This is a genomic window from Thermodesulfovibrio sp. (assembly GCF_049969575.1).
Classification (GTDB): Bacteria; Nitrospirota; Thermodesulfovibrionia; order Thermodesulfovibrionales; family Thermodesulfovibrionaceae; genus Thermodesulfovibrio; species Thermodesulfovibrio obliviosus.
This window is the reverse complement of sequence record NZ_JBMFOO010000012.1, coordinates 1-6,634: the sequence shown is the minus strand read 5'-3', so window position 1 is coordinate 6,634 and position 6,634 is coordinate 1. Positions and strand designations below refer to the sequence as shown.

Here is a 6,634-nt window from a genome sequence, read left to right as displayed (position 1 = left end):
AAGAAGGATTATAAAGCACTGCTCCATGAGGAGTTTTCTTAAAGGCATCTACAAAACATGCAGCCTGACAGGCAGGTTCAGTGCAATGCATGCATTGTTTTTTTACATAAACAGGGCGACCATTTTCGTAAAATCTATTAACAACTGTAAATGCTCCAGCAGAGGTTCTTCGTATTTTATCAAAGACTGAAGGTTTTTTATCTTTTGATTCCTCAAACTCTTTAATTGGCTTATTCGGATTTTTATTCCATTCATTGCATGCCCATTCACATCTTCTGCATCCAATACATTTTGTAAGGTCAACAAGCACAGCATAGGGCTCCTTTGGCTTTTGCTTGTCTTTTAATGCTTCATATTTTAACCAATTCTTTCTATTTGCAATGTTACCTGTTGATTTCACAGCTCTCTGAGATAAATCTGAAGGTGATTCTCCGTAAACATTTCCTTTTCCACCAATCAGACTAATTCCTGCAATTGTCAATATCCTCTTTAAAAATTCTCTTCTTTTCATACCGTGGTACTCCATAAACTCAATATCTTTTCCTTTCCCTTAGCATTCCCACAATAACAATAAATGCAAATATTGAAAGCACAGCAATGGCATACTCAGCTCCATGATGAGAAAAAAGCTGTTCAAGGATGTACATTTTTATATCCCTCCTTTTCTTTCATGACAATCAGTGCAGGTTTTTGGTTTCTGTAACTCCATGTTTTCATGACAACTAATACACATTCCATGATAAGCAGATTGAAGTCTTGGTCTTGCAGGCACCTGAGAGTCAAATGATACACTGTGGCAACTAACACAAAGAGGTGCTGTCTTTGCTTCGGCTTCTTCTTTACTTTTATGATGACAACCTTTACAAATTGTATTTAAATCCTTATGGAAATATGTTGCAACCTTGCTTTGATTTGATATTTCTGCAAGTTTTTTTACCATTTTATAATGAGGCATCTTAACAGGATTAAACTCCTTTTCAATATGTTTTATCTCAACTTCTTCCTTCACTTTTTGAGGTGAAACAATGAATGGAGCAACCTTTTCAATCTCTTTTTTACCACTGTGGCATCTGCTACATATTTCTTTGTTTGCCACCTCTGTTTTAACTGGTGCAATAAAGTAATGACAGCCAATGCATTCTTTCTTACTGGTTAAATTTCTATGACAGCCCTGACAGCTCATCTGCGAGTTTTGCGAATGATAGGCTGTAAGAATATTTACAAATCCACCTTCCTGTTTGCCTTTTAGATTATGACATTCTCTACAACTTTTTAGCGTTTCATGATGGCAGCTTCTACATGTCTTATTATTCTTTTCGTGAAACTCATGATCAAACGAAACTCCTTTCATTTTTGCTTCTTCAATGTTTATGAAGGCAATCTTTGGCTGATCCCTTTCAGGTCTTGGAATATCTTTAAGTTCCTCAATTGTTTTATATTTTCCTGTATGACACTTTGAACACTTTAGTGGTCCTGCTTCCTTAGCCTCTAACTTATTATGTAAATGACAGTTTAAACACAAGCTGTGAAAGGCTCTTTCAATATTCCAATTGTCCTGTTTTGCTATTTTTACTATTTTTGAAAGTTCCGGTCCTTTCTTCTTATTTAAATCATGACAGTAATAACAGGACTGCTCAGTTCCTTTCTCATATACCAGTGCAAGTTCTTTGTTTTTCTCTTCAATGTCATATATATGATGGCAAAGACTACAGTCTTTTTTTATGTTTTTTCACATGTTTGTCATGAAGGGAAAAATCAAACTCCACTGAAGGATGTTTAACTATCATATCATCATTTTCTTTCTTATGGCATTCCCTGCAGGAGAGAATTACAGGCCCTGTTTTAATTTTTTCAAAGCTTAATTTTTGATGACATCTCAGGCACTGCTCATGATAGGCATTCTTAAGCAGTGAAGAATCCTTTCTATCAATGTTTTTAGGAAACTCAAAGGAAAATTCACCGAATTTGTCCTGAACATGACAATCCTGACAAATTCTTTCATCAGGCTTTTTAAAAGCCTTTGCCAGAGCTTCAACATGCTTTTGATGTTCAAATAAGACCGTGCCATATTCAAGTCTGCCAAAATATTTCTTTATGTGCAATTGCGATAATATCTTTACCTGCCTCTGGGCTTTTACTGACAGGTTCTGAAGACAGCGAAGCATAGATACCTAATCCAGAGAAAACTACAAACAGCAAAATTCCTATAAACCCAATTTTCCTCATGCTCTCATCTCTTCAGGAATTTCCATTTGCTCTGCAATCATGTCTGTTAAAAACTTTACATGAACTCCAAGCTTGTAATAGTCATTTAAGTCTTCAATTCCCTTATGACAGGTATGACATGGTGCAATCACTATTTTTGCTCCTGTGTCTTTTATCTGTTCTGCCTTTATTCTACCGCCTTCAATTCTTGCCATCTTCCATGGCGGACCCGCATCAATCATTCCTCCGCCAGCAGAACAACAGTAGTTATGGTCATCTTTTGGCGACATCTCTATAAAGTTTTCGCAAAGACTGTTTACAATATATCTGAGTTTTTCTCTTAGTCCTCTATATCTGATGATATTACAGGGATCCTGCAATGTTACAGGTTCTTTAATTTTTTGGCTGATTTTTATTCTGTTGTTTTTTAAGAGTTCGTAGAAGAACTCAACACCATATAGATAGGGAATTGGATTTTCCTTCCAGCCAATAAGTCTTGTTCCTTCATATATGCCTGTTCTGTAGGCATGTCCGCACTCTCCCATAACAATTCTCTTAACATTCAATTTAAAGGCAACTTCATAGTGAGTTCTCACCACTTTCTGAAGAGTTTCATGATCCTGAGCATAAAAAGATTTGTTTGTATAATCCCATCCATCACAATCAGGCATTGTCCAGTCAACCTTTGCCACATTCATTATCTTTGCCATGTTAGCAAGAAGCCCAGTCATGTATTTTGCCTCAAGTCCATGGGCAAGATAAAGAATTTCAGCGTCTTTTTTACCCACTGGAATTCTTGCATTTTTAATTTCTGCCCTCAGTTCATCTTCAAGCCATTGAACTGTATCAAGCCATTCATCCTGTCTAAACCACAACATATTTGTTGTCTGCATGTGACTCAATGCCTGATCCTGAATATACTGAGGAACTGCGCCAATAAGGCAACATATTCTTCTTACAAGGCTAATTAAATAAGCAATATCAATACCAAAGGGACAGAACTGAACACATCTCCGGCAGAGATTGCATTCAGAGAAGGCAATTCTTGCATATTTTTTTATGTCCTCCTTACCAACATTGCCATTTTTATTGAGTATATCCCATATTGTTTGCTTTACTTTGGCTGCAGGTGCATAGGTTGGATCATTATCATGGGATAAATAATGATGACAGGAAGTAGAACACATTCCACATCTAACACAGGTATCTACAAAGACTTTAAGCCTTGCAGAGGCTTCTCTTTTTAAAACCCAATCAATAGCCTTTTTTATTCTAACTTCATCAATTTCTTCTAAGGTTTTGTCAATTCCTATGTCTGCTACTGTCTTTCTAACAAACTCTGTCATATCAATAATCCCTTGAATGTCTTACTGCACCAAACTCACTTCCAGTATGAGCCCTTATGAGCCAGAAGAAAAACATGTGGCTGAGTCTCGTAAAAGGAATAGTAGCAAGCATGATTTCTCCCGTAATCATGTGAATCGTAAGCATTATTCTATACTCAAAGAAAAGCTCATAATGGGCAAGAAATCCTGTTATAAAAGGTGCAGCTACAATAATAATTGCCATATAATCTCCCTACCAGTAAGAAATCTCACATCTGGTTGAATTATTCTACGGATAACAAGCAGAATTATAGCAAATATGACAAGCAATGTCATTGCATCAGCCAGGGACTGAGGCAAACTCCACCAGCTAATCTTCCATGAGTCATACCACAGCTCGATATGACCGGCTAAAAATAAAGGAGTTAAAATAACGCATATGTGAAAAACAAAAGTCAGCAATGTAAACCATGGATGTCTTCTCATACTTATACTTCCAAAAGGTATAAGCCAATGAATGATAGAACGAAGAGTGTATTTAAAGCTCAGATAAGGATATATTACCTTTTCTTTTTTTGCAAGCTGAATGCTGTGATAAACACGATAAAATATCCCGGCAAAAAACACCACAAAGGCAAGCCAGACAAGTGGACCTCTCGCCAGTGTATAAATTGATGGATCTCTGAAAAACTGCTCCATTATCTTAAAATCTCTCCAATTGTAAAAATTTTTCTATAATACTTTCCATTTTTGAGACATCTTACTAAAATTTTTTCTCCATCAGGACTGAAAACAGGCTCCCACAGCATCTCAAAAACATCCTTTCCAATCTTTCCATCAAGCACTATAAAGAAAACTCCGTCCCTTTCTACTTTTGCAACAATGTGAGAACCATCAGGGCTGAATTGGGGTGTCCATACTCTTTCAAAGCCTTCGCTCCATGCAATTCCGTCAACAGCCACTGTCCATAAATTGTTTTCCCTTACAACAGATGCTACTTTTTTACCATCAGGACTGAATTGAGGAGGCAGAACAGCCTGAGAGAATGTCTTTGTCCATGCAACTCCGTCAACAGCTACTGTCCATTTTCCAAACTCTGTGGCAACAACTGCTGCAATCCTTTTCCCCTCAGGACTAACTCTCTGATTCCATAGCTGGACAAAATACTTATCCCATAAAGGTTTTCCATTCAAAACCAGTGTCCATCCTTTATCTGTTTTAATAGGAACGCATACATCATTTTCATTGATGAAAGCAGGCTCCCATGCATTAGGAAAAATCTCCTTCCACAGAGCTCCATCAACTGCCACTGTAAATTCCTGCTGGGAAAGCCTGACTGTAGCAGCAATCCTTTTCCCATCAGGACTGAAAGTTAATCCAAAAACAGAAATAAAGTTTTTATCCCACGGAACTCCATTAACTGCAACTGTCCATACTCCTTCTTTAAAACTAAATATATCAAGCACCTGAGGATTTTTTGTCCTTACATAGCAGGCTGTTTTTTTGGCATCAGGTGAGATAAATAAATCCCTCGCATCAAAAAAGAGATTATCCCAAACCTTTCCATTTACACAGGCTCCATAGGAATCTCCTTTTTTTATATTAAAGGCTGCGCATGATGCATCTTTGCTGAACTGAAGATTCCATGCATAATCAAAAGTTTCATCAAGCAAAACCTCATCCTTTGCCATTGTCCATTCATAATTCTTCAAAACAAGGCAGGTAACAGAACCATCAGGAATAAGCCTTAAAAAACAAACTCTTTCAAATGTGTCATCCCATGTTTTTCCATTTATGCATGGCGTAACCTTTTTGTCTTCAATTTCAACAACTGCAGCAATCTTGTCTCCATCAGGACTTGGGACAAATTCATGGACAAAATTGAATCTGTTTTTCCAGTCGTTCACATCACATACTAATTTTTCCTTTGTTTGCCAATCCCAGTTGAACATGTTAATCGTTATCTATTAAAAAACAGAATTAAAAAAAAGTCAAGTGGGTATGCGCAAACCTATATCTTCGCATACATCACTTCAACGCCTCCATGATGTCTCTCCCTTTTTTTCTAAAAATCTTTAACAAAAACTAATGCCAGATAATCCTCTAAAATTTTCCCTTTAACCTCCAGTGGCAAAAGACCGCTAAGAATACTTATTTTCAAAGAAGGAGAAATGAATAGAAATTTTAAAAGTTTTTTCAGCTTTTGTTTGATCATCTAATTTCCATTTTCTACCATTCATTTCTTGCCCCTCCAATTATTTTTATTTCTTCCTCTGTTAAATCATAGAGTTTATAAACCAATTTATCTATTTCTTTTTCAAGTTCTTTGACTTTTGCTTGTTTTTGTGGATTTGTTTCGTAGTCCGGAGATTGGGTGAGGGAAAGGATTTGGGAGACGAGATTTTCTATCTCTTTGACTATGTGATGGTTTTGGGGGGTGATGGGGGGAAGGGGGATTTGTTCTACATATTGCTTTATCCATCTTTGTGCTCCTTCAGATAAAGAATAAGCAATCATAGACATATATTTTTCTGAAACCTTTGAGTTAAGGACACCCAAAATATATTTTAAATTTTTGCCTGTCATTATATAAATAGTCTGATTTGTATAATAATTCCTATCATCATATGCAAAAGCGGGTTCATATGTCATCTCCTGCCACACAATCTTCTCCTTTTCAAATTCGGGGTAGTAGTCCGCTGCCCATCTTTGTAAAGCATACCACTCATACCTTTTGCAAGTCTCTTCTTTGTTCCTTTGCATAAGTCCATCTTTATATTGAAGTAAATAACTGTATAAAGCTGGATATTTCTTTCTAAATTCACTTTCTGCTAATTCAGAAGCTCCTGTAATATTTTGATTTTTGTGTAATGGAAAATGCCAAGGTATATATATCACCCACAACCCTGCCCATTTATAATAATACCTTCCAATATCCCTTCCTCTTAAAACTGGCTTAATAATCTCTTCTGTTCTCTTCCTTTCTTCTTCTGTTTTGCAGTTTGCCAAAATCCTGTTTCTTGTTTCTGTATCAATAATAAATGCATCATTAAAGCCTGTTAAAACACCTCTGTAAATTTTTACATCCCAATCTTTTAATGGCT

At 36.4% G+C, this 6,634-nt stretch carries 8 protein-coding genes; all 8 read right to left on the bottom strand.

The features are described from left to right. The coding region (locus tag ACP5O9_RS04070; protein WP_428723482.1) for a 4Fe-4S dicluster domain-containing protein at positions 1-511 on the bottom strand (511 nt) is incomplete at its 3' end. A 138-nt stretch (positions 512-649) separates the two neighbouring features. Continuing rightward, positions 650-1,522 carry a cytochrome c3 family protein gene (locus ACP5O9_RS04065; protein WP_428723481.1) on the bottom strand — a complete coding sequence of 291 codons (873 nt, stop codon included), beginning with the start codon at positions 1,520-1,522 and terminating at the stop codon, positions 650-652. 184 nt (positions 1,523-1,706) lie between these two features. Continuing rightward, positions 1,707-2,165 (bottom strand): cytochrome c3 family protein, encoded by a 459-nt coding sequence (locus tag ACP5O9_RS04060; RefSeq protein WP_428723480.1) that lies wholly within the window; start codon positions 2,163-2,165, stop codon positions 1,707-1,709. Positions 2,166-2,222: 57 nt separating this feature from the next. Further along, positions 2,223-3,551: a (Fe-S)-binding protein gene (locus tag ACP5O9_RS04055; RefSeq protein ID WP_428723479.1), complete on the bottom strand. Its 1,329-nt coding sequence runs from the start codon at positions 3,549-3,551 to the stop codon at positions 2,223-2,225. Position 3,552: 1 nt separating this feature from the next. After that, on the bottom strand, positions 3,553-3,774 hold the full coding sequence (locus ACP5O9_RS04050) for a hypothetical protein (RefSeq protein ID WP_428723478.1): 222 nt from the start codon (positions 3,772-3,774) through the stop codon (positions 3,553-3,555). After that, positions 3,756-4,229: a hypothetical protein gene (locus ACP5O9_RS04045; protein ID WP_424904494.1), complete on the bottom strand. Its 474-nt coding sequence runs from the start codon at positions 4,227-4,229 to the stop codon at positions 3,756-3,758. The genes ACP5O9_RS04050 and ACP5O9_RS04045 overlap by 19 nt, the downstream gene beginning before the upstream one ends. Beyond that, entirely contained in the window at positions 4,229-5,482 is a 1,254-nt protein-coding gene (tmcD, locus tag ACP5O9_RS04040) for an electron transfer complex subunit TmcD (RefSeq protein WP_428723477.1), read from the bottom strand. The genes ACP5O9_RS04045 and tmcD overlap by 1 nt, the downstream gene beginning before the upstream one ends. A gap of 277 nt (positions 5,483-5,759) precedes the next feature. Continuing rightward, positions 5,760-6,634 (bottom strand): TaqI-like C-terminal specificity domain-containing protein (locus tag ACP5O9_RS04035; RefSeq protein WP_428723476.1); only part of this gene is annotated, 875 nt, incomplete at its 5' end.

Bases quoted from the DNA above. Each gene is read 5' to 3' on its own strand.
- ACP5O9_RS04060 (WP_428723480.1), bottom strand. From the start codon at position 2,165: ATGCTTCGCTGTCTTCAGAACCTGTCAGTAAAAGCCCAGAGGCAGGTA.
- ACP5O9_RS04045 (WP_424904494.1), bottom strand. From the start codon at position 4,229: ATGGAGCAGTTTTTCAGAGATCCATCAATTTATACACTGGCGAGAGGT.
- ACP5O9_RS04050 (WP_428723478.1), bottom strand. From the start codon at position 3,774: ATGGCAATTATTATTGTAGCTGCACCTTTTATAACAGGATTTCTTGCC.
- tmcD (WP_428723477.1), bottom strand. From the start codon at position 5,482: ATGTTCAACTGGGATTGGCAAACAAAGGAAAAATTAGTATGTGATGTG.
- ACP5O9_RS04055 (WP_428723479.1), bottom strand. From the start codon at position 3,551: ATGACAGAGTTTGTTAGAAAGACAGTAGCAGACATAGGAATTGACAAA.